The 21,767-nt window shown below is 64.1% G+C and carries 25 protein-coding genes; 23 read left to right on the top strand and 2 right to left on the bottom strand.

The window, feature by feature from the left end; translation table 11 throughout:
* Positions 1 to 78: 78 nt before the first annotated feature.
* The 20 genes from pstC (at position 79) to METUNV1_RS01965 (ending at position 19,296) form a co-directional block, all read left to right on the top strand.
* Complete coding sequence (pstC, locus tag METUNV1_RS01870; protein ID WP_008058275.1) at positions 79 to 1,035, top strand: phosphate ABC transporter permease subunit PstC; 957 nt, start codon at positions 79 to 81, stop codon at positions 1,033 to 1,035.
* Between the two features lie 3 nt (positions 1,036 to 1,038).
* Entirely contained in the window at positions 1,039 to 1,962 is a 924-nt protein-coding gene (gene pstA / locus METUNV1_RS01875; RefSeq protein WP_008058276.1) for a phosphate ABC transporter permease PstA, read from the top strand.
* A 45-nt stretch (positions 1,963 to 2,007) separates the two neighbouring features.
* On the top strand, positions 2,008 to 2,793 hold the full coding sequence (gene pstB, locus METUNV1_RS01880) for a phosphate ABC transporter ATP-binding protein PstB (RefSeq protein ID WP_008058277.1): 786 nt from the start codon (positions 2,008 to 2,010) through the stop codon (positions 2,791 to 2,793).
* Between the two features lie 94 nt (positions 2,794 to 2,887).
* The gene (gene tpiA / locus METUNV1_RS01885; RefSeq protein WP_043358817.1) at positions 2,888 to 3,637 is read left to right on the top strand and encodes a triose-phosphate isomerase; all 750 of its coding nucleotides are present in this window, start codon (positions 2,888 to 2,890) and stop codon (positions 3,635 to 3,637) included.
* Positions 3,638 to 3,646: 9 nt separating this feature from the next.
* Positions 3,647 to 4,018 carry a preprotein translocase subunit SecG gene (gene secG / locus METUNV1_RS01890; protein WP_043358819.1) on the top strand — a complete coding sequence of 124 codons (372 nt, stop codon included), beginning with the start codon at positions 3,647 to 3,649 and terminating at the stop codon, positions 4,016 to 4,018.
* 146 nt (positions 4,019 to 4,164) lie between these two features.
* On the top strand, positions 4,165 to 4,521 hold the full coding sequence (locus METUNV1_RS01895) for an NADH-quinone oxidoreductase subunit A (protein WP_043358821.1): 357 nt from the start codon (positions 4,165 to 4,167) through the stop codon (positions 4,519 to 4,521).
* 57 nt (positions 4,522 to 4,578) lie between these two features.
* Positions 4,579 to 5,055, top strand: a complete 477-nt coding sequence (locus METUNV1_RS01900; protein WP_008058281.1) for a NuoB/complex I 20 kDa subunit family protein — start codon at positions 4,579 to 4,581, stop codon at positions 5,053 to 5,055.
* Positions 5,056 to 5,070: 15 nt separating this feature from the next.
* Positions 5,071 to 5,670, top strand: coding sequence for an NADH-quinone oxidoreductase subunit C (locus tag METUNV1_RS01905; RefSeq protein WP_008058282.1), 600 nt, complete (start codon positions 5,071 to 5,073; stop codon positions 5,668 to 5,670).
* On the top strand, positions 5,663 to 6,916 hold the full coding sequence (locus tag METUNV1_RS01910; protein WP_008058283.1) for an NADH-quinone oxidoreductase subunit D: 1,254 nt from the start codon (positions 5,663 to 5,665) through the stop codon (positions 6,914 to 6,916). Before METUNV1_RS01905 ends, METUNV1_RS01910 begins: the two co-directional genes overlap by 8 nt.
* Before the next feature lie 22 nt (positions 6,917 to 6,938).
* On the top strand, positions 6,939 to 7,421 hold the full coding sequence (gene nuoE, locus METUNV1_RS01915; RefSeq protein WP_018228658.1) for an NADH-quinone oxidoreductase subunit NuoE: 483 nt from the start codon (positions 6,939 to 6,941) through the stop codon (positions 7,419 to 7,421).
* Positions 7,418 to 8,752: an NADH-quinone oxidoreductase subunit NuoF gene (nuoF, locus tag METUNV1_RS01920; protein WP_008058293.1), complete on the top strand. Its 1,335-nt coding sequence runs from the start codon at positions 7,418 to 7,420 to the stop codon at positions 8,750 to 8,752. Before nuoE ends, nuoF begins: the two co-directional genes overlap by 4 nt.
* Positions 8,746 to 11,070: an NADH-quinone oxidoreductase subunit NuoG gene (nuoG, locus tag METUNV1_RS01925; protein WP_008058295.1), complete on the top strand. Its 2,325-nt coding sequence runs from the start codon at positions 8,746 to 8,748 to the stop codon at positions 11,068 to 11,070. Before nuoF ends, nuoG begins: the two co-directional genes overlap by 7 nt.
* Positions 11,070 to 12,137, top strand: coding sequence for an NADH-quinone oxidoreductase subunit NuoH (gene nuoH, locus METUNV1_RS01930; protein WP_008058297.1), 1,068 nt, complete (start codon positions 11,070 to 11,072; stop codon positions 12,135 to 12,137). The genes nuoG and nuoH overlap by 1 nt, the downstream gene beginning before the upstream one ends.
* 18 nt (positions 12,138 to 12,155) lie before the next feature.
* Positions 12,156 to 12,635 (top strand): NADH-quinone oxidoreductase subunit NuoI, encoded by a 480-nt coding sequence (nuoI, locus tag METUNV1_RS01935; protein ID WP_197315191.1) that lies wholly within the window; start codon positions 12,156 to 12,158, stop codon positions 12,633 to 12,635.
* Positions 12,636 to 12,691: 56 nt separating this feature from the next.
* Positions 12,692 to 13,294: an NADH-quinone oxidoreductase subunit J gene (locus METUNV1_RS01940; protein ID WP_008058300.1), complete on the top strand. Its 603-nt coding sequence runs from the start codon at positions 12,692 to 12,694 to the stop codon at positions 13,292 to 13,294.
* A 13-nt stretch (positions 13,295 to 13,307) separates the two neighbouring features.
* Positions 13,308 to 13,628 carry an NADH-quinone oxidoreductase subunit NuoK gene (gene nuoK / locus METUNV1_RS01945; RefSeq protein ID WP_008058302.1) on the top strand — a complete coding sequence of 107 codons (321 nt, stop codon included), beginning with the start codon at positions 13,308 to 13,310 and terminating at the stop codon, positions 13,626 to 13,628.
* A gap of 5 nt (positions 13,629 to 13,633) precedes the next feature.
* Positions 13,634 to 15,661: an NADH-quinone oxidoreductase subunit L gene (gene nuoL, locus METUNV1_RS01950; protein ID WP_043358826.1), complete on the top strand. Its 2,028-nt coding sequence runs from the start codon at positions 13,634 to 13,636 to the stop codon at positions 15,659 to 15,661.
* 102 nt (positions 15,662 to 15,763) lie between these two features.
* The gene (locus METUNV1_RS01955) at positions 15,764 to 17,242 is read left to right on the top strand and encodes an NADH-quinone oxidoreductase subunit M (RefSeq protein WP_008058306.1); all 1,479 of its coding nucleotides are present in this window, start codon (positions 15,764 to 15,766) and stop codon (positions 17,240 to 17,242) included.
* A 12-nt stretch (positions 17,243 to 17,254) separates the two neighbouring features.
* The gene (gene nuoN / locus METUNV1_RS01960) at positions 17,255 to 18,736 is read left to right on the top strand and encodes an NADH-quinone oxidoreductase subunit NuoN (protein WP_008058311.1); all 1,482 of its coding nucleotides are present in this window, start codon (positions 17,255 to 17,257) and stop codon (positions 18,734 to 18,736) included.
* 11 nt (positions 18,737 to 18,747) lie between these two features.
* Positions 18,748 to 19,296: an NUDIX domain-containing protein gene (locus METUNV1_RS01965; protein WP_008058313.1), complete on the top strand. Its 549-nt coding sequence runs from the start codon at positions 18,748 to 18,750 to the stop codon at positions 19,294 to 19,296.
* Positions 19,297 to 19,314: 18 nt separating this feature from the next.
* Here the strand turns inward: METUNV1_RS01965 and folK are convergent, their stop codons facing one another.
* Positions 19,315 to 19,827, bottom strand: coding sequence for a 2-amino-4-hydroxy-6-hydroxymethyldihydropteridine diphosphokinase (folK, locus tag METUNV1_RS01970; protein WP_008058315.1), 513 nt, complete (start codon positions 19,825 to 19,827; stop codon positions 19,315 to 19,317).
* A 171-nt stretch (positions 19,828 to 19,998) separates the two neighbouring features.
* On the opposite strand from folK, the gene METUNV1_RS01975 reads away from it, so the two are divergent.
* Positions 19,999 to 20,424 carry a hemerythrin domain-containing protein gene (locus tag METUNV1_RS01975; RefSeq protein ID WP_008058316.1) on the top strand — a complete coding sequence of 142 codons (426 nt, stop codon included), beginning with the start codon at positions 19,999 to 20,001 and terminating at the stop codon, positions 20,422 to 20,424.
* A 7-nt stretch (positions 20,425 to 20,431) separates the two neighbouring features.
* Here METUNV1_RS01975 and smpB read toward each other — a convergent pair whose 3' ends face one another.
* Entirely contained in the window at positions 20,432 to 20,878 is a 447-nt protein-coding gene (gene smpB, locus METUNV1_RS01980) for an SsrA-binding protein SmpB (protein ID WP_008058324.1), read from the bottom strand.
* Positions 20,879 to 20,971: 93 nt separating this feature from the next.
* On the opposite strand from smpB, the gene METUNV1_RS01985 reads away from it, so the two are divergent.
* Together METUNV1_RS01985 and METUNV1_RS01990 are read left to right on the top strand one after the other, a co-directional pair.
* Complete coding sequence (locus METUNV1_RS01985; protein WP_043358828.1) at positions 20,972 to 21,412, top strand: type II toxin-antitoxin system RatA family toxin; 441 nt, start codon at positions 20,972 to 20,974, stop codon at positions 21,410 to 21,412.
* A 4-nt stretch (positions 21,413 to 21,416) separates the two neighbouring features.
* On the top strand, positions 21,417 to 21,761 hold the full coding sequence (locus METUNV1_RS01990) for an RnfH family protein (RefSeq protein ID WP_008058328.1): 345 nt from the start codon (positions 21,417 to 21,419) through the stop codon (positions 21,759 to 21,761).
* Positions 21,762 to 21,767 lie beyond the last annotated feature (6 nt).

Genomic DNA, 21,767 nt, shown 5'->3' on the forward strand with positions numbered 1-21,767 from the left:
CCCGGGACAGCGTTCCGGGGCTTTTTGTCGTCCGGTGCCCGGTAACCGCCCGGCACCGATAAAATGAGCGCCCTTCACATGTCCGCCAACGCCCCGCCCATGTCCGCTCCCCTGTCGAGTGCTCCGGATACGGTCAGTGACCGCCTGCGCAAGCGCGCATCCCGCCACGTCAAGGAGAGGGTGATCGAATTCATCCTCTTTTCCGCCGCCTCGATTTCGGTGCTGACCACCGCGGCCATCGTCTACATCCTGATCAGCGAATCGCTGACGCTGTTCGAGCACGTGTCGCTGTGGGACTTCCTGACCGACACGCAATGGACGCCGCTGTTCGACGATGCGCACTACGGCATCATGGTGCTGCTGTCGGGCACGCTCACCAGTTCATTCGTCGCGCTGGCGGTGGCGCTGCCGCTGGGCACCATCATCGCGATCTGGCTGTCGGAATTCGCCTCCTTCCGGACCCGCGAGTTCGCCAAGCCGGTGCTGGAACTGCTGGGCGGTGTGCCCACCATCATCTACGGCTACTTCGCGCTGATGGTGGTGACGCCGGCGCTGCAGGCCATCTGGCCCGATCTGCCAGGCTTCAGTCTGCTGTCCGCAGGCCTGGTCATGGGCATCATGATCATCCCCTACGTCAGTTCGCTGTCCGAGGACGCGATGCGCGCGGTGCCGATGAGTCTGCGCGAGGGCTCGTACGCGATGGGCGCGACCCGTCTGCAGACCGCGCTGCGCACCGTGGTGCCGGCCGCGACCTCCGGCATTGCCTCGGCCTACATCCTGGGCATTTCGCGCGCGGTGGGCGAAACCATGATCCTGGCGGTGGCCGCCGGCATGCAGCCCAATCTCACCTTCAACCCGGCCGAGCCGGGCGCGACCATCACGTCCTACATCGTGCAGGTGGCGCTGGGTGACCTTCCGCACGGTTCGGTCGGCTACCAGACCATCTTCGCCGCCGGCCTGACGCTGATGCTGATGACCCTCTGTTTCAACCTGCTTGGCTACTACCTGCGCAAGCGCTTCCGCGAGGTGTATTGATCCATGAACCAACAGGACCTCCAGGCCATCCGGGCCATCATCACCCGTCACAAGCGCTGGGACATGCTGTTCGGCCTGCTCGGTCTGCTCGCGCTGATGGTGGGCGTGCTGACCCTGACCGTGCTGTTCGCCGACATGGCGATCAAGGGCGCAGCCCGCATCGACTACGACTTCCTGACCAACTTTCCGTCGCGCCGCGCAGGCAGCGCCGGCATCCTGTCCGCCTGGGTGGGCACCATCCTGGTCATGCTGGTGACCGCCTTCTCGGCGGTGCCGCTGGGCGTGGCCGCCGGTGTCTATCTCGAGGAATACGCACCGAAGAACTGGATGACCGACATCATCGAGATCAACGTGACCAACCTCGCGGGCGTGCCGTCCATCGTGTATGGCCTGCTGGCGCTGGGCCTGTTCGTCTACAAGTTCGGCTTCGGCCAGTCCATCCTCTCTGCCGGCCTGACGCTGGGTCTGCTCATCCTGCCGGTGGTCATCGTGGCGACCCGCGAGTCCATCCGCGCGATTCCTCAGATGGTGCGCGAAGGCGCCTATGCCTGCGGCGCGACGACCTGGCAGACGGTGCGCGACCACATCGTGCCGTACTCGAGCGCGGGCATCCTGACCGGCGTCATCATCGGCATGGCTCGCGCGATCGGCGAAACAGCCCCCATCATCACCATCGGTGCGCTCACCTTCATCGCCTTCCTGCCGCCCGCGCCCTACACCGAAGTGTTCCCCTTCATCAGCTTCGAGTGGCTGACCGCCCCCTTCACCGTGATGCCGATCCAGATGTTCAACTGGACCTCGCGCCCGGAAGCGGCCTTCCAGGTCAATGCGGCGGCTGCCGGCTTCCTGCTGGTGCTGATGACGCTGTGCATGAACGGCGCCGCGATCTGGCTGCGCTACCGCCTGCGTCGCAACATCAAGTGGTGATCCACGCCGGCCCCCGCTGAATCCAACATTCAAGAAAGACCGACCATGACCATTGCGACCGATGTGCGCACCCAGGCGAAGGCTGAAGTCCAGAACCTGAACTTCCATTACGGCGCCTTCCATGCCCTGAAGGGCATCAACATGCCGGTGCACGAGAAGAAGGTGACCGCGCTGATCGGCCCGTCCGGCTGCGGCAAGTCCACGCTGCTGCGCTGCTTCAACCGCATGCATGACCTGTATCCGGGCAACCGCTACGACGGCAAGATCCTGCTGCACCCGGACAACACCAATCTGCTCGACGAACAGGTCGATCCGATCGAGGTGCGCATGCGCATCAGCATGGTGTTCCAGAAGCCGAATCCGTTCCCGAAATCGATCTACGAGAATGTCGCCTACGGCCTGCGCGTGCGGGGCGAGAAGCGCCGTTCGGTGATCGACGAGCGGGTGGAGCAGGCGCTGCGCGGCGCCGCGCTGTGGGACGAGGTGAAGCATCGCCTGAACGAGCTGGGCGCCAATCTGTCCGGCGGCCAGCAGCAGCGTCTGTGCATCGCCCGCGCGCTTGCGACCGATCCGGAAATCATCCTGTTCGACGAACCGACCTCCGCGCTCGATCCGATCGCCACCGCCAGCATCGAAGAGCTGGTGACCGAGCTGAAGGACAAGGTGACCATCCTGATCGTGACCCACAACATGCAGCAGGCGGCGCGCGTCAGCGACTACACCGCCTACATGTACATGGGCGAACTGGTCGAGTTCGGCCTGACCGACCAGATCTTCATCAAGCCGCAGAAAAAGGAAACCGAGGACTACATCACCGGCCGCTTCGGCTGATATCGATCAGATTCCTCGCCGTGCCCGCCCCGGATTTTTGCGCTGCGATGCGCTAGAATCCGGGGCTTTGCTTTTGGCGCGCAGGCGGATTCGAATGCGGAAACTCGTTGTAGGCAACTGGAAGATGCACGGCGGTCTGGCGGCCAACGTCGAACTGCTCGGCGCATTGCGCGCAGCGGGCGATCAGGGCTGTCCGTCGGCGGTGTGCGTACCGTTCCCCTATCTGGCCCAGGCGCAGTCCCTGCTGGCCGGCTCCGGGATTGCATGGGGTGCGCAGAACCTGAGCGAGCACGCGGTGGGCGCCTACACCGGTGAGGTGTCCGGTGCGATGCTGAATGATTTCGGCTGTCGTTACGCCATCGTCGGGCATTCCGAACGGCGCGCGCTGTTCGGCGACAGCGATGAGCGGGTGGCAGCCAAGGTCGAAGCGGCGCTGGCCGCGAAACTGGTGCCCATCCTGTGCGTCGGCGAAACGCTGGACGAGCGCGAGCGCGGCGTGACCGAAGCGGTGGTCGAGCGTCAGCTCCGCGCCGTGTTCGAGCGCGGCGGTGCCGCGGCGCTGGGTGCCTGCGTGCTGGCCTACGAGCCGGTGTGGGCCATCGGCACCGGCAAGACCGCGACGCCGGATCAGGCGCAGGCGGTGCATGCCTTCATCCGCGCTCGTCTGATCGAGTGGTGCGGCGCCGAAGTGGCTGCGCGCACGACGATTCTTTACGGCGGCAGTGTCAAGCCGCAGAACGCCGCCGAGCTGTTCGGGCGGGCGGATATCGATGGTGGTCTGATTGGCGGTGCGTCACTGGTGGCCGGGGATTTTCTCGCCATCGTGGCGGCGGCCGCTTCTTGAGGTGATGTGATGGGTATCGTTTTTTCTCTGGTGTTGTCGGTTCACGTGCTGGTCGGCGTGGGCGTGATCGTTCTGGTGCTGCTCCAGCACGGCAAGGGTGCCGACATGGGCGCCGCGTTCGGCAGCGGTGCCTCCGGCAGCCTGTTCGGTTCGTCAGGTTCGGCCAACTTCCTGAGCCGCACGACCGCGGCGCTGGCGGCAGTGTTCTTCTGCACCAGTCTGGCCCTCAGCTATCTGGCGACCAACCAGCCGAAATCGGGTGCCAGTTCGGTGATCGATGCGGCCAAGAGTGTCACTGTTCCGGTGGCGCCTGATGCGTCGCAACAAGCCCCGGCAACCCCGGCCCAGCCTGATTCCAAGGCCGCGGACATTCCGAAGTAAGTCGCAGACGTCGTGAAACGCGCTATACTCCGCGCGTTTCACGCTGCAGTGCAACGTGGTGCGCAGCCGACCGGTTGTGCGCCGTAAACCGGCCCCGGATTACTCGCCGCGCCGCCGGACATGATTTCAGGCATGAATGACCCGTCATGTTGATCGAATATTTTCCGATCCTCCTGTTTATTCTCATCGGCATCGGTTTCGGTTTCGTGCCGATGATCGCCGGCAAGCTGGTTGGCCCCAGCAAGCCGGATCCCGAAAAGCTCTCCCCCTACGAGTGTGGCTTCGAAGCGTTCGAAGACACGCGCATGAAGTTCGATGTGCGCTACTACCTCGTGGCCATCCTGTTCATCCTGTTCGACCTGGAAATCGCCTTCCTCTTCCCGTGGGCCATCGTGCTCGAAGAGATCGGCATGTTCGGCTTTGTCGCGATGATGATTTTCCTCGGCATCCTGGTCGTGGGTTTCATCTACGAATGGAAGAAGGGCGCGCTGGACTGGGAGTGATTCCCTCTGGCGTCGGGGCGCGCTGCGCCCACACACGTAATCAAGACGGATTGATCGATGAGCATTGAAGGCGTTCTTCAGGAAGGCTTCGTCACGACGCAGCTGGACAAGCTGATCAACTGGACGCGTACCGGTTCGTTGTGGCCGATGACCTTTGGTCTGGCCTGTTGTGCGGTCGAAATGATGCAGGCGGGCGCCTCGCGCTACGACCTTGACCGCTTCGGCATCGTGTTCCGGCCCAGTCCGCGGCAGTCCGATCTGATGATCGTTGCCGGCACGCTCTGCAACAAGATGGCACCGGCGCTGCGCCGCGTGTATGACCAGATGCCCGAGCCGCGCTGGGTGCTCTCGATGGGCTCCTGTGCCAACGGTGGCGGCTACTACCACTATTCCTATTCCGTCGTGCGCGGCTGTGACCGCATCGTGCCGGTCGATGTCTACGTGCCGGGCTGTCCGCCGACCGCCGAGGCGCTGATCTACGGTCTGATGCAGCTGCAGAACAAGATCCGTCGCACCAGCACGATCGCACGCTGAGGCCCGACGACCGCCATGAGCACACGCATTGAATCCCTGCGCGACGCCCTGGTCGCGCAGTTCGGCGACAAGGTACGCGCCACGATCGCCCTGGGCGAGCTGACCATCGAAGTGTCCGCCGACGACTATCACGACATTTCGCTGGCCCTGCGCGACCACGCGGATACGCCGTTCGAACAGCTGATCGACCTGTGCGGCGTCGATTACTCGACCCACACCTCGCGCAGCGAAGGCCTGCGCTATGCGGTGGTCGTGCACCTGATGTCGGTCGCGGCCAACCTGCGTCTGCGCCTGCGGACCTTCGCCGCCGACGACGGCTTCCCGGTGGTCGCTTCGGTCAACGACGTCTGGCCGGCCGCGAACTGGTTCGAACGCGAGGCCTTCGACCTGTACGGCATCCTGTTTGCCGGTCACGGCGACCTGCGCCGCCTGCTGACCGACTACGGTTTCGTTGGTCATCCTTTCCGCAAGGATTTCCCGATTTCCGGTCACGTCGAAATGCGCTACGACCCGGACACCAAGCGGGTCATCTATCAGCCGGTCACCATCGCACCGCGCGAAGTCACGCCGCGCGTCGTGCGCGAAGAAAACTACGGGGACGTCGGCCATGGCTGAAATCCGCAACTACACGATGAACTTCGGGCCGCAGCATCCGGCGGCCCACGGCGTGCTGCGTCTGGTGCTCGAACTGGACGGCGAAGTCGTCCAGCGCGCCGATCCGCACATCGGTCTGCTGCACCGTGCGACCGAAAAGCTGGCCGAAACCCGCACCTGGGTTCAGAGCGTGCCCTACATGGACCGCCTGGACTACGTGTCGATGATGTGCAACGAGCACGCCTACTGCATGGCGATCGAGAAGCTGCTGAATCTCGACGTGCCGGAGCGTGCCCAGTACATCCGCGTCATGTTTGACGAGATCACCCGCATCCTGAACCACCTGCTGTGGCTCGGTGCGCACGCGCTCGACGTCGGCGCGATGACGGTGTTCCTGTACGCCTTCCGCGAACGCGAGGACCTGATGGACGCCTATGAGGCGGTGTCGGGTGCGCGCATGCATGCGGCCTACTACCGTCCGGGCGGCGTGTATCGCGACCTGCCGGACACGATGCCGCAGTACCAGGCGAACAAGTTCAAGAACGCGGACGCGATCAAGCGCCTGAACGAGAATCGCAGCGGCTCGATGCTCGATTTCCTGCAGGACTTCACCGACCGCTTCCCGCGCTATGTCGACGAGTACGAAACCCTGCTCACCGACAACCGCATCTGGAAGCAGCGTCTGGTCGACATCGGCATCGTGACGCCGGAGCGCGCGAAGGCGCTCGGTTTCACCGGCCCGATGCTGCGCGGTTCGGGCATTGCCTGGGACCTGCGCAAGAAGCAGCCGTACGAAGTGTATGACCGCATGGAATTCGACATCCCGGTCGGCACCAATGGCGACAGCTATGACCGCTATCTGGTGCGCATCGAGGAAATGCGCCAGTCCAACCGCATCATCCGTCAGTGCATCGACTGGCTGCGCAAGAATCCGGGCCCGGTCATCAGCGACAACCACAAGGTCGCCCCGCCGTCGCGTGAAGCGATGAAGGGCAATATGGAAGAGCTGATCCACCACTTCAAGCTGTTCACCGAAGGCATCCACGTGCCGTCCGGCGAATGCTATGCGGCGGTCGAGCATCCGAAGGGCGAGTTCGGCATCTACGCGATGTCGGACGGTGCCAACAAACCCTACCGCCTGAAGATCCGCGCGCCCGGTTTCGCACACCTGGCCGCAATGGATGAAATGTCCCGCGGACACATGATTTCCGACGTCGTGGCCATCATCGGCACGATGGACATCGTGTTCGGCGAGATTGACCGATAAGCATCCGGTGAGCATCGACAGAATGACTTTCTCGCTGAATGAAGCTTCGCGCGCGGCCATTGACCGCGAAGTCGCGAAGTATCCCGAAGGCCAGGCGATTTCCGCCGTGATGGCCGGCCTGCGCATCGCGCAGGAACAGAACGGCTGGCTCACGCCCGAGGCGATCGAAGCCGTGGCGACCCATCTGAACATCCCGCCGATGGCGGCGATGGAAGTGGCGACCTTCTACAACATGTACGACGTGAAGCCGGTCGGTCGCTGGAAGATCACCGTCTGCACCAATCTGCCCTGTGCGCTGTCCGGTGGCGAGCAGGCGGCCGAGTACGTGAAGGAAAAGCTGGGCATCGGTTTCAACGAAACCACCGCCGACGGCCGCTTCACGCTGAAGGAAGGCGAGTGCATGGGCGTGTGCGGCGACGCACCGGCCATCATCGTGAATAACACCCGCCTGTGCAGCTGGATGAGCCGCGAAAAGATCGACGCACTGCTGGACGAACTGAAATGAACGCCCCCGAGAACCCGCAAGCCATCCTGCTCGCCGGCCTCGACGGTGACAACACCTGGGGCATCGAGCACTACATCAAGCGTGGCGGCTATTCCGCCCTGCGCAAGATCCTCGAATCCGGCATGACGCCGGAACAGATCATCGCCGAGGTGAAGAAGTCCGATCTGCGCGGCCGTGGCGGCGCAGGTTTCCCGACCGGCCTGAAGTGGAGCTTCATGCCGCGTCAGTTTCCGATGGACAAGTACGTCGTCTGCAATTCGGACGAAGGCGAACCGGGCACCTTCAAGGACCGCGACCTGCTGCGCTACAACCCGCACCTGGTCATCGAGGGCATGGCCATCGCCGGCTACGTGATGGGCTGCACCCGCGGCTACAACTACATCCACGGCGAAATCTTCTCGCTCTACCAGCGTTTCGAAGAGGCGCTGGCGGAAGCGCGCGCCGCCGGCTTCATCGGCAAGAACATCCTGGGCAAGGGTTTCGACTTCGACCTGTTCGCGCACCATGGCTGGGGCGCCTACATCTGTGGCGAAGAAACCGCGCTGCTCGAATCGATCGAGGGCAAGAAGGGCCAGCCGCGCTTCAAGCCGCCTTTCCCGGCCAGCCATGGCCTGTATGGCAAGCCGACCACGATCAACAACACCGAAACCTTCGCCGCCATTCCGTGGATCATCAACAACGGTGGCGAGGCTTTCCAGGCGCTGGGCAAGCCGAACAACGGCGGTACAAAGATCTTCTCGGTGTCCGGCCACGTGAATCGCCCGGGTGTCTATGAAATTCCGCTCGGTACGCCGTTCTCGACGCTGCTCGAAATGTGCGGCGGCATGCGCGGCGGCCGCAAGCTGAAGGCGGTCATTCCCGGCGGTTCGTCGGCCCCGGTGCTGCCGGGCGACATCATGATGGACTGCACGATGGACTATGACTCCATCTCCAAGGCCGGCTCCATGCTGGGTTCGGGCGCGGTCATCGTGATGGACGAAACGACCTGCATGGTGAAGTCGCTGGAGCGGCTGTCCTATTTCTATCACGAGGAATCCTGCGGCCAGTGCACGCCCTGCCGCGAAGGCACCGGCTGGCTGTACCGCATGGTGCATCGCATCGAGCACGGCCAGGGCCGTCCGGACGACCTCGACACGCTGGACAACGTCGCCAGCAACATCGCCGGCCGCACCATCTGCGCGCTGGGCGACGCCGCCGCTTTCCCGGTGAAGAGCTTCATCAAGCACTTCCGGTCCGAATTTGAGTATCACGTCGAGCACAAGCACTGCCTCGTCCCGGTGGACGTGCAGCGCGAAGGCAGCCGCATTTACGTGGAACACGCAGCATGCTAGAGATCGAGATCGACGGCCAGAAGCTGGAAGTGCCGGACGGCAGCACCGTGATGGATGCGGCCAACCGTCTGGGCCTGCACATTCCGCACTTCTGCTATCACAAGAAACTGTCCATCGCCGCCAACTGCCGCATGTGTCTGGTGCAGGTCGAGCGCGCGCCCAAGCCGCTGCCGGCCTGCGCGACGCCGGTCACCAACGGCATGAAGGTGCAGACGCACTCGGAACAGGCCGTGACCGCCCAGAAGGGCGTCATGGAGTTCCTGCTGATCAATCACCCGCTGGACTGCCCGATCTGCGATCAGGGCGGCGAATGCCAGCTGCAGGATCTGGCCGTGGGTTACGGCGCGTCCTCCTCCCGCTACCAGGAAGAGAAGCGGGTGGTGATGAACAAGAATCTCGGTCCGCTGATTTCGACCGACATGACCCGCTGCATCCACTGCACCCGCTGCGTGCGCTTCGGCCAGGAAATCGCCGGCGTCATGGAACTGGGCATGGCCAACCGCGGCGAGCATTCGGAAATCATGACCTTCGTCGGTCACACCGTCGATTCCGAACTGTCCGGCAACATGATTGACCTGTGCCCGGTCGGTGCGCTCACCTCCAAGCCCTTCCGCTACTCCGCCCGCACCTGGGAACTGTCGCGCCGCAAGACCGTGAGTCCGCACGACAGCCTGGGTAGCAACCTCATCGTCCAGGTCAAGCACGACGAAGTGAAGCGCGTGCTGCCGCTGGAAAACGAGGACGTGAACGAATGCTGGATTTCCGACCGTGACCGCTTCTCGTACGAAGCGCTGAACGGTGAGGAGCGCCTCACCAAGCCGATGATCAAGCAGAACGGTCAGTGGCTCGAGGTGGACTGGCAGACCGCGCTGGAATACGCGGCCAGCAGTCTGCGCCGTGTCACCGATGAACATGGCGCCGGCAAAGTCGGCATGCTGGCGGCGCCGTACGCCACGGTTGAAGAGCTCTACCTCGGTGCCCAGCTGATGCGCGGCCTCGGTGGCGGCAGCATCGACACCCGTCTGCGCCAGAGCGATTTCGGCCTGGACGGCAAGCTGTCGGGTACGCCCTGGCTGGGCATGAAGATCGCCGACGTGTCCAAGCTGAACGCCGCGCTGGTCGTGGGCAGCTTCCTGCGCAAGGATCACCCGCTGCTGGCCCAGCGTCTGCGTCAGGCTGCGCGTCGCGGTACCCGCGTCAGCGCGCTCGGCGTGAGCGGTGAAGACTGGCTGATGACCACCCACGCCCGCGTGACCGTGGCGCCGTCGCAGCTGGCCGCCGAACTGGCCGGCCTGGTGAAGGCGGCCGCCGACATCCGCGGTGTCGCCGCGCCGGCCGCTGCCGCATCGGCGTCGGTGTCGGACGCCGCGCGTCGCATCGCGCAGAGCCTCATCGACGACGGCGCGCGCGCCATTTTCCTCGGCGCGGTGGTGCAGCAGCATGCGCAGGCCGCCGGCCTGCATGCGCTGGCACAGGAACTGGCCCGCCTGACCGGTGCCACGCTGGGCTATCTGGGCGAGGGCGCGAACAGCGTCGGCGCCGCAGTGGTCGGCGCCCAGACCGGACTGAACCCGCAGCAGATGTTCGCAGGTGACCTGCGCGCCTGCGTGCTGCTGCATGCTGAACCGGAACTGGATGCTGCCAACCCGGCGGCCGCGGTCGAGGCACTGAAGCGCGCCGACACGGTCATCGTGATGTCGCCATTCAAGACCGGTCTTGACTACGCCGACTGCCTGCTGCCGGTGTCGCCGTTTACCGAAACCTCAGGCACCTTCGTCAGTATCGAAGGCCGCATCCAGAGCTTCCACGCGGTGGTGCGCCCGAAGGGCGAAACCCGCCCGGCGTGGAAGGTGCTGCGCGTGCTGGGCAGCATGCTCGAGCTGGGCGGTTTCCGCTTCGATTCTTCGGAGCAGGTCCGCGACGAGGCGCTGTCCGGCGCGACCGGCTGGCTGCCCGAATACAAGCTCGGCAACACCGCCAGCGATGTCGCCTGCGCGACCCCGGCTGCGGTGGAGGGCCTGCAGCGTGTGGCGGATTTCCCGATCTACCGCAACGACGCACTGGCCCGCCGCGCGCCCGCGCTGGCAGCCACCCGTGACTCGGCGGTGCCTTCGGCCCGCATCAGCACGGGCACCGCGCAGGCCGCCGGCCTCGCGACTGCCAAGCGTGTACGGGTGCGCAGTGCCGCCGGTGCGTGCGAACTTGATCTGACGCTGGACGACACCGTGCCCGCGTCCTGCGTGCGCGTGTCCGCCGGCTGGCCGCAGACCGCGCCGCTGGGCGCGCTGTCCGGCACCCTGAACGTGGAGGCGGTGTAATGGAAGCCCTGCTGCAACCCGTGCAGGCCCTGCTGGGCGCCGCCTGGGTGCCCGTGTGGACCCTGGTCAAGATCTTCGCGATCATCCTGCCGCTGATGGGCTGTGTCGCCTACCTGACGCTGGCCGAGCGCAAGATCATCGGCTGGATGCAGGTCCGTAACGGCCCGAACCGCGTCACCTTCTTCGGCATCAAGGCACTGGGCGGTCTGGCGCAGCCGATCGCCGACGGCCTGAAGCTGCTGTTCAAGGAAATCGTGCTGCCGTCGGCCTCGAGCAAGACGCTGTTCGTGCTGGCTCCGGTACTCGCGCTGGCGCCGTCGCTGGCCGCCTGGGCGGTGATCCCGTTCAGCGAAGGTCTGGTGCTGGCCGACATCAACGCCGGCCTGCTGTACATCATGGCCATCACCTCGATGGGCGTGTACGGCGTCATCATCGCCGGTTGGGCTTCGAACTCGAAGTACGCCTTCCTCGGCAGCCTGCGTTCGGCGGCCCAGATCGTCGCCTACGAAATCGCGATGGGCTTCGCGCTGGTGACCGTGCTGATGGTGTCGCAGAGCCTGAACCTGTCCGACATCGTGCGCGGGCAGGGCGAGGGCATGTTCGCCAACATGGGCCTGGGCGTGCTGTCGTGGAACTGGCTGCCGCTGTTCCCGATGTTCATCGTCTATTTCATCGCCGGCGTGGCCGAAACCAACCGCTCGCCGTTCGACGTGGTGGAAGGCGAATCGGAAATCGTGGCCGGTCACATGATCGAGTACTCGGGCATGGCGTTCGCGCTGTTCTTCCTGGCCGAGTACGCGAACATGATCCTGATCGCGACGCTGACCTCGATCATGTTCCTCGGCGGCTGGCTTTCGCCGGTCGGTTTCCTGCCCGACGGTTTCCACTGGCTGGCCGCGAAGAGCGCGTTCTGCCTGTTCTTCTTCCTGTGGCTGCGCGCGACTTTCCCGCGTTACCGCTACGACCAGATCATGCGTCTGGGCTGGAAGGTGTTCATCCCGGTCACCATCGTGTGGCTGGTGTTCATCGGCGGCTGGATGATGTCTCCGCTGTCGATCTGGAAGTAAGGAACGCTCATGGGTTCGATGAGAGATTTGTTCGGTGGGCTGATGCTGACCGAACTGGTGAAGGGCATGGCGCTGACCGGCCGTCACCTGTTCGCGCGCAAGATCACCATTCAGTTCCCGGAAGAGAAGACGCCGCAGTCGCCGCGCTTCCGCGGCCTGCACGCACTGCGCCGTTATCCGAACGGCGAGGAACGCTGCATCGCCTGCAAGCTGTGCGAGGCAGTGTGTCCGGCGATGGCGATCACGATCGAGTCGGATCAGCGTGATGACGGCACCCGTCGCACCACGCGTTACGACATCGACCTGACCAAGTGCATCTTCTGCGGCTTCTGCGAAGAAGCCTGTCCGGTGGATGCCATCGTGGAAACCCGAGTGCTCGAGTACCACGGCGAGAAGCGGGGCGACCTGTACTACACCAAGCAGATGCTGCTGGCCGTCGGCGATCGCTACGAAGCGCAGATCGCTCAGGACAGGCAGGCGGATGCGAAGTACCGCTGACGGCCGGCCCGCCACCGCGGGCGGTCTCTAGGGAACGGACAAGAACGAAACCGATGATGGATTTCCAGACAGCAGTCTTCTATTTCCTCAGCACCATACTGGTGGTGGCATCGCTGCGCGTGATCACCGCGCGCAATCCGGTGCACGCCGCGCTCTACCTGGTGCTGTCCTTCTTCACCGCCGGCGGCGTCTGGATGCTGCTGCGCGCCGAGTTCCTCGCGATCGCACTGGTGCTGGTCTACGTCGGCGCGGTGATGGTGCTCTTCCTGTTCGTCGTGATGATGCTGGACATCAACATCGAGCGGCTGCGCGAGGGCTTCTGGGCCAATCTGGTACCCGGCCTCATCGTGGCCGGCCTGATGCTGGCGGAAATGTTCGCGGTGCTCGGTGCCAAGTACTTCTCGGCCGGTGCCGCACCGGCGCCGGAAGCGCCGGCGATGGACTACAGCAACACCAAGGAGCTGGGTCGCCTGATCTACACCGAGTACGTATATCCGTTCGAACTCGCGTCGGTCATCCTGCTGGTCGCCATCATCGCGGCGATCGCGCTGACCATGCGCAAGCGCAAGGACACCAAGTTCCAGGAGCCGGCCAAGCAGATCGCCGTCCGCCGCGAAGACCGCGTGCGTCTGGTGTCGATGCCTGCCGAGAAAGAGTAAGGACGCGCCCGACATGAACTCCCTGGCCACACTTTCCCTGTCCCATTTCCTGGTGCTCGGCGCCGTGCTGTTCGCGATCAGCATCGTCGGCATCTTCCTGAACCGGAAGAACCTCATCGTTCTGCTGATGGCCATCGAACTGATGCTGCTGGCGGTGAACATGAACTTCGTCGCCTTCTCGCACTACCTCGGCGACCCGTCCGGCCAGATCTTCGTCTTCTTCATCCTTACCGTAGCCGCCGCGGAATCCGCGATCGGGCTGGCCATCCTCGTGGTGCTGTTCCGCAATCTGAACACCATCCACGTCGATGATCTGGGCAGCCTGAAAGGTTGAGCGACATGACATCGATGCAAAAGCTCTATCTGCTCGTACCCCTGGCGCCTCTGTTCGGCGCTGCCATCGCAGGTCTGTTCTGTCGTGTCATTCCGCGCTGGGTCGCGCACAGCGTCACCATCCTCGGTGTCGCGGTCGCGCTGGTCGCTTCCTGGGTCATCTTCAAGGACGTGCAGGCCGGGAACACCTTCAACGGTGCGCTCTACACCTGGGCGACCAGCGGCAACCTGAAGATGGAGATCGGCTTCCAGATCGACAAGCTCACCGTGATGATGATGATGGTCGTCACCTCGGTGTCGCTGATGGTGCACGTCTACACCATCGGCTACATGGCCGAAGATCCGGGCTACAACCGCTTCTTCTCCTACATTTCGCTGTTCACGTTCTCGATGCTCATGCTGGTGATGAGCAACAACTTCGTGCAGCTGTTCTTCGGCTGGGAAGCGGTGGGCCTGGTGTCCTACCTGCTGATCGGTTTCTGGTTCAAGCGCCCGACCGCGGTGTACGCCAACCTGAAGGCCTTCCTGGTCAACCGCGTCGGTGACTTCGGCTTCCTGCTGGGCATCGGCCTGATCGCCGCCTACGCCGGTACGCTGAACTACGCGGAAGTGTTTGCCAAGCGTGAGGAACTGGTCGCGATGACCGTGGCCGGCACCGGCTGGCCGCTGCTGACCGCGGCCTGCATCGGGCTGTTCATCGGCGCGATGGGCAAGTCGGCCCAGGTGCCGCTGCACGTGTGGCTGCCGGATTCGATGGAAGGCCCGACCCCGATCTCGGCGCTGATTCACGCTGCGACGATGGTGACCGCGGGCATCTTCATGGTCACCCGCATGTCGCCGCTGTTCGAGCTGTCGGAAACCGCACTGTCCTTCGTGCTGGTGATCGGCGCGACGACTGCGCTGTTCATGGGCTTCCTCGGCATCATCCAGAACGACATCAAGCGCGTGGTCGCCTACTCGACGCTGTCGCAGCTGGGCTACATGACGGTGGCGCTGGGCGTGTCCGCCTATTCGGCCGCGGTCTTCCACCTGATGACCCACGCCTTCTTCAAGGCGCTGCTGTTCCTCGGTGCCGGCTCGGTCATCATGGGCATGCACCACGACCAGGACATGCGCAACATGGGCGGCCTGTGGAAGTACATGCCGCTGACCTGGATCACTTCGCTCATCGGTTCGCTCGCGCTGATCGGCGTTCCCTTCCTGTCCGGTTTCTACTCGAAGGACTCGATCATCGAGGCGGTGCATTTCTCGAACATTCCGGGAGCGGGCTACGCCTACTTCTGCGTGGTCGCCGGCGTGTTCATCACCGCCTTCTACTCCTTCCGCATGTATTTCCGCGTCTTCCACGGCCCGGAGAACTTCGGCAAGGCGCATGACGACCATCACGCCCACGGTGACGATCACCACGGCGATGACGATGATCACCACGACGAACACCACGGTCTCGCCCCCGGCCAGAAGCCACACGAGTCGCCGTGGGTGGTGTGGCTGCCGCTGGTGCTGCTGGCCGTGCCGTCGATGTTCATCGGCTACTACACGATACAGCCCATGCTGTTCGGCGACTGGTTCGCCGGCATCGTGACCGTGCTGCCGCAGCACGACGTGCTGGCCAAGGCGGGCGAACACTTCCACTCCGCCGCCGGCATGGCGATGCACGGCTTCACCGCGCTGCCGTTCTGGCTGGCGCTGGGTGGCGTGGTGCTGGCCTGGGTCATGTACATCCTGGTGCCGTCGCTGCCGGGTCGCATCGCGCCGCTGTTCGCGCCGATCACCAAGGTGCTCGAGAACAAGTACTTCTTCGATCGCTTCAACGAGATCGTGTTCGCAGGCGGTGCCCGCCTGCTGGGCCGCGGCCTGTGGGCCGCTGGCGACCGCACGATCATCGACGGTGTGCTGGTCAATGGTTCCGCTTCGGCAGTGGGCGCGGTGGCGCGTCTGGCCCGCGGCATACAGACTGGCTACATCTACCGCTACGCGTTTGCAATGGTGATCGGCGTCTGTCTCCTGCTGGTGTGGAGACTGGGCTTCAAGTGATGTGGTGCGGGCGGTGAGGGTGCCGCCCGTGGCGTGAATTCAGAGGGAGTGCCAGGCACGGTCACCGGGACCGGTGATCGTGTCGGCTGAACAAACACAGAAATGACCGATATTCCTCTTCTCAGTCTTGCCATCTGGCTGCCGATCGCCGGCGGTCTGCTCGTGCTCGCCAGCGGAGACGGCCGCAACACGGCGTTTTCCAAGCTGATCGCGCTGGTGACCGCGCTGTTCGGTTTCCTGGTGACGATTCCGCTCTACACCGGTTTCGATGCGTCGAGCGCCTCGATGCAGTTCGTCGAGCTGATGCCCTGGGTACGCGACTACAACATCAACTACCACCTCGGGGTCGACGGCATTTCGATGCCCTTCGTCATCCTGAACAGCTTCATCACCGTGCTGGTGGTGATGGCCGGCTGGACGGTGATCGAGTACAAGCCCTCGCAGTACTTCGCCGCCTTCCTGATCATGTCAGGCCTGCTGAACGGCATCTTCTCGGCGCTCGACGGCATCCTGTTCTACGTGTTCTTCGAAGCGTCGCTGATCCCGCTCTACCTGGTGATCGGCGTGTGGGGCGGCAAGAACCGCGTCTATGCCGCTTTCAAGTTCTTCCTCTACACGCTGCTTGGCTCGCTGCTGATGCTGGTCGCGCTGCTCTACCTGTTCCACAAGAGCGGCAGCTTCGCCATCCTCGACTGGCACCGCGAGCCGCTCGCGATGACCGCGCAGTCGCTCATCTTCTGGGCCTTCTTCGCCAGTTTCGCGGTGAAGGTGCCGATGTGGCCGGTGCATACCTGGCTGCCGGACGCCCACGTTGAAGCGCCGACCGGCGGCTCGGCCGTGCTGGCCGCCATCGGCCTGAAGCTCGGCGCCTACGGCTTCCTGAGGTTCTCGCTGCCCATCGTGCCGGACGCGGCCCAGCATTTCGCGCCGGTGGTGATTGGCCTGTCGCTGATCGCTGTGATCTACATCGGTCTGGTCGCGCTGGCACAGACCGACATGAAGAAGCTGGTGGCGTATTCGTCGATCTCGCACATGGGCTTCGTCACGCTGGGTTTCTTCATCTTCAATCCGCTGGGCATCGAAGGTGCGCTGGTGCAGATGATTTCGCACGGCTTCGTGTCGGCCGCGATGTTCCTGTGCATCGGCGTGCTGTACGACCGCATGCACACCCGCAACATCGCCGACTACGGCGGCGTCGTGAACACCATGCCGAAGTTTGCCGCGCTGTTCCTGCTGTTCGCGATGGCCAACGCAGGCTTGCCGGCCACGTCCGGTTTCGTCGGTGAATTCATGGTTGCGATGGGGGCCATCCAGTTCAACTTCTGGACCGGTTTCGCCGCCGCCACGACGCTGGTGCTCGGAGCGGCCTACACGCTGTGGATGTACAAACGCGTGGTGTTTGGCGATGTCGCCAACAGCCATGTCGCCGAACTGGACGACATCAACTCGCGTGAAATGCTCATCCTGGGCGTGCTTGCGGTGTGCACGCTGGCCATGGGCATCTGGCCGCAGCCGGTGACCGAAATCATGCACGCGACCGTGAACCAGCTGCTCGACCATGTCGCAGCCGGCAAGCTCTGACGGACCAAAAGAATGAACTTCCCTCTGCCCGATTTCTTCCCCGCATCGGCCGAAATCTTCGTGCTGGTGATGGCCTGCGTGGTACTGCTCGCAGACCTGTTCAAGTCCGAGCGCCAGGGCTGGCTGCCCTATCTGCTCACGCTGGCCACGCTGGCCGGTGCGCTGGCCATCCAGGTCGGCACCGCCGGCGCGGACACCACGCTCACCTTCAGCGGCATGTTCGTCGATGACCGGCTGTCGGATGTGCTGAAGAGCTGCCTGTACATCACCGTATTCGCGGTCGTCGTCTACAGCCGCGATTACCTGATGGCACGCGGCCTGGAACGCGGCGAGTACTACCTGCTGGTGCTGTTCGCCACGCTGGGCATGCAGGTGATGATTTCCGCCAACCACTTCCTGACCCTGTATCTGGGCCTGGAGCTGCTGTCGCTGGCGATCTACGCGCTGGTCGCGCTGGACCGCGAGTCGGCCCGCTCGACCGAAGCAGCGATGAAGTACTTCGTGCTTGGCGCGCTGGCGTCCGGTCTGCTGCTGTACGGCATGTCGATGATCTACGGTGCGACCGGCACGCTGGAAATTTCGGCCATTGCCCGCAAGCTGTCGGATCCGGCCACCAATATGGACGTGCTGCGCTTCGGTCTGGTGTTCCTGGTTGCCGGCCTCGCCTTCAAGATCGGCGTCGTGCCCTTCCACATGTGGATCCCCGACGTCTATCACGGCGCGCCGACCGCGATCACGCTGCTCATCGGCTCCGCGCCCAAGCTGGCCGGTTTCTCGATGGCCATCCGCCTGCTGGTCGACGGCCTGCCGACGCTGGCGGTGGAATGGCAGCAGATGCTGATGATGCTGGCCGTCCTGTCGATCGCGCTCGGCAACGTGGTGGCGATCGCGCAGACCAATGTGAAGCGCATGCTGGCCTATTCGACCATTTCGCACATGGGCTTCATGCTGCTCGGTCTGGTCAGCGGCGTGATCGAGCTGCGTGCCTCGGGTGACATCCAGCTGTCCTATGCCTTCGGCAGCGCGATGTTCTACACCATCGCCTACGTGCTGATGAGTGCGGCCGCCTTCGGCGTGCTGCTGCTGCTGACCCGGGCCGGTGTCGAAGCCGAGACGCTGGACGACCTGAAGGGTCTGAACCGCCGCAGCCCGTGGTTCGCCGCGGTGTTGATGATGGTCATGTTCTCGATGGCCGGCATCCCGTTCTTCATCGGCTTCTTCGCCAAGCTGGCGGTGCTGCAGGCGGTTGTCGCTGCGGGCTACCTCTACACCGCGGTGTTCGCGGTCATGCTGTCGCTGATCGGTGCCTTCTTCTACCTGCGGGTGGTCAAGCTGATGTACTTCGACGAGCCGCTCGATACCGCGCCGCTGGTGGCGTCGAGTGAAATGCGTGCGCTGCTGTCGGTGAACGCGCTGGCCATCGCGGTGATCGGTCTGATGCCGCAGTCGCTGCTCACGCTGTGCGCCACCGCGCTCGGCCAGGCGATGAAGTAAGACCGGGCTGCATGTCGACGGACCTGACCGAACACACGCTGGACAGCCGTCAGGTCTACGACGGCGTACTGCTGAAGGTTCACAAGGACACGGTCCGTCTTCCCGATGGCGGCGAAGCGGTCCGCGAGTACATCCGGCATCCGGGCGCGGTGGTCATCATCGCGCTGCTGCCCGACGGCCGCATGGTTTTCGAACGGCAGTTCCGCTACGGTCCGCGCCGTGTCTTCCTAGAATTCCCGGCCGGCAAGATCGACGCCGGCGAGCCGATCGAGCAGACTGCGATCCGCGAACTGCGCGAGGAAACCGGCCACGAGGCAGGGTACTGGGAACATCTGGGCACGATGCACCCCTGCATCGGCTATTCCGACGAGCGCATCGAAATCTTTCTTGCCCGTGATCTGCGCCATGTCGGCGCGTCGCTGGACGAAGGCGAATTTCTCGAAGTCACTGCGCTGTCGCTGGACGCCGCCATGGCAGCGGTCTGGCGCGGCGAACTGACCGACGCCAAGACGCTGGCGGCCCTGATCTGGGCCCAGCGCGTCATCAACCAGGGTTTCTGACGCCGGACCGCGCTCCGCTCACTGCGGGATGCGCGAAATCGCCTGGTCCTGGACCTGCGCCAGGAAGTCGCTGGCCGCTCCGATGCCCGGAATGACCACATCCGGCGATACCTCCAGCAGCGGCAGCAGCACGAAGGCGCGCAGGTGCGCGCGCGGGTGCGGCACGTTCAGCGTGTCGGTGCTGATCTGGCGGTCCTCGTACAGCAGCACGTCCAGATCCAGCGTGCGCGGTGCGTTCAGGAATTCGCGCACGCGGCCGTGCCGGCGTTCGATGTCGAGCAGCGCGTCGAGCAGGGCCTGAGGCGCCAGCGTGGTGCGTACGCGGGCGACCGCATTGATGAAGTCCGGCTGGTTGTCGTAGCCGATCGGTGCGGTGCGGTAGAGCGACGAGCGGCGCTCCAGCGTCACGCCCGGCGTGACCGCCAGTTCGTCCAGCGCGGCGCGGACCTGCTGTTCGGGGTCGTCCAGATTGGCACCGAGGCCGATGTGGGCAATGTGCCAGGACGCGTTAGGGGAGGGGACGCTGCTCATGATGCGTTCGGAAAGCTCAGGTGCGCGCACTTTAGCACCGACCTCTGCCCGCACCACCGCGGCCGTCCGGGCTGTGACACCGCCGGTACGGCTCAAACCTAATCTGGATCAAGATGTGCAGAGCCGTGCGCGGTTACCGTGCGCGCCATCCCGACCAAGAGCAAAAACCTCATGTCCGCGCTCACGCTCAAACCCGAACACGTGCTCGGCCTGCCGCCGATGGACGACATCCATCACGAATTCATGCGCCTGCTCGCCGCGCTGGATGACGCGCCGGACGCCGGCCAGCTGCCGGTGCTGGACGCGCTGCTGGCCCACACCGAAGCTCATTTCGCGCAGGAGGACGTGTGGATGGACGCGAGCGACTTTCCGCCCATGCATTGCCACCGTGGCGAACACGAGCGGGTGCTGGAGGTGCTGCACGAGGTGCGCAGGCTGGCGGCGGGCGGCGATCACGGCATCGTGCGCACGCTGGTGCGCGAACTGCCGCAGTGGTTCGAACACCACGCCTCGACCATGGACACCGTGCTGGCCGAGCACATCGCCGCCACCGGCTACATCGCCGAAACCACGCTGGACGGGCTGGTGACCACCTGAGCGGCGGTTACACCTTGTCGCGCATCAGGCGCGCCTTCTCGCGGTCCCAGTCGCGCTTCTTTTCGGTTTCGCGCTTGTCGTACTGCTTCTTGCCCTTGGCCAGTCCGATTTCCAGCTTGATACGGCCGCGGGTGAAGTGCAGGTTCAGCGGCACCAGCGTATAGCCGGCGCGCTCGACCGCGCCGATCAGCTTGCGGATTTCCTCGGCCTTGAGCAGCAGCTTGCGGCTGCGCGTCGGGTCGGGCTTCACGTGAGTGGAGGCGGTGGCCAGCGGCGACACGTGCATGCCGATCACCCATACTTCCTCGCCTTTCAGCACCACATAGGCTTCTTTCAGCTGGGTGCGTCCGGCGCGTATCGCCTTCACTTCCCAGCCTTCCAGCACCAGACCCGCTTCGTAGCGCTCCTCGATGAAATAGTCGTGAAAGGCCTTCTTGTTGTCGGCGATGCTCATGAAACGGAACCGGTGAGGGGAGTGCGGAAATGAAGTCAGGGCTGCGCCGGGTGATGCAGCGCGGCTAGAATCGGGATTTTACCTTCTGATGACATGGCTGAAGTCCGAAAAACCGTGCTCATCGAGCGTACGGCCGAACAGATGTTCCGGCTGGTCGATGACGTCGAGCATTACCCGAATTTCCTGCCCTGGTGCGGCGGCAGCCAGCTGATCGAGCGCACCGACACGCTCACGCGCGCGCGCATCGACATCAACTATCACGGCGTGAAGGCCCACTTCGTCACCGCGAACGACAAGGTGTTCCCGCGCAGCATGACGATACGGCTGGTCGAAGGACCCTTCAACCGGCTGGACGGCACCTGGCTGTTCACGCCGCTGGGCGATGCCGCGTGCAAGATCGAGTTCAACCTGCATTACGAATTCTCCAGCCGGCTGATCGAAAAGGTGGTCGGGCCGGTGTTCAGCCATATCGCCAATACCTTCGTCGATGCCTTCGTGAAACAGGCAGATCGGGCGTACGGCCGGGGAGCATGAGGCGATGAGCGAAAGCACTGGCGTCGCGAACGATCGCATACGCGTACAGGTCACCTACGCGCTGCCGGAGCGGCAGGACATCGTGACCGTCGAGCTTCCGGCGGGCGCGACCGCACAGCAGGCGGTCGAGGCCTCGGGGCTGCTGCAGAAATACCCGGACATCGATCTGGCGAAGAACAAGCTCGGCGTGTTTGCCAAGCTGGTGAAGGCGGACCAGGCGCTGCGTGATCGTGACCGGGTGGAAATCTACCGCCCGCTCATTGCCGACCCGAAGGAAGTCCGGCGTCAGCGGGCAGCCGAAGGCAAGGTGCTGAAGAAGGGCGGGGGTGAGGCGGAGCAGGCGACCTGAGCGGAG

Origin of the sequence: Methyloversatilis universalis FAM5 (assembly GCF_000214035.2) — a bacterium.
GTDB lineage: Bacteria > Pseudomonadota > Gammaproteobacteria > Burkholderiales > Rhodocyclaceae > Methyloversatilis > Methyloversatilis universalis.